Annotated in this window: 1 protein-coding gene; it reads right to left on the bottom strand. The window is 75.3% G+C overall.

Features of this window, described 5'->3' with window-relative positions:
- The coding region (locus KUM32_RS42580; RefSeq protein WP_308408860.1) for an aminoacyl--tRNA ligase-related protein at positions 1-608 on the bottom strand (608 nt) is incomplete at both ends.

Genomic DNA, 608 nt, shown 5'->3' on the forward strand with positions numbered 1-608 from the left:
GGTCCGGCTCGGCGACCTCGGCCCGCAGCCCCCGCTCCAGGCACTGCCGCGCGACCTCGCGCGCCCGGTCCACCTCCGCGTCGGTGACCGGCAGGACCACGAGCTGCACGGGCGCGAGCCAGCCGGGGAACGCGCCGCCGTGCACCTCGATGAGGTGGGCCACGGCGCGCTCCACGCTGCCGATGACGCTGCGGTGGACCATCACCGGCCGGTGCTTCGCGCCGTCCGCGCCGACGTAGCGCAGGTCGAACCGTTCGGGCTGGTGGAAGTCGACCTGCACGGTGGGCAGGGTGGACTCCCGGCCCGCCGCGTCGGCGATCTGCACGTCGATCTTCGGCCCGTAGAACGCGGCCTCGCCGGGCTCCGCCTCGTACGCGATGCCGGACCGTTCCAGCGCCTCGACCAGCAACTCGGTGGCGCGCCGCCAGGGCTCGGGGGCCGCGGCGTACTTCTGACCGGCGCCCGGGAGCGAGAGCCGGTAGCGGGCCGGGGTGATGCCGAGCGCCGCGTAGGCCCGCCCGATCAGGTCGAGCGCGCCCCGCACCTCGTCGACGACCTGCTCCGGGGCGCAGAACACGTGCGCGTCGTTGAGCTGGATCGCCCGCACT

Source organism: Streptomyces sp. AC627_RSS907, assembly GCF_019049165.1.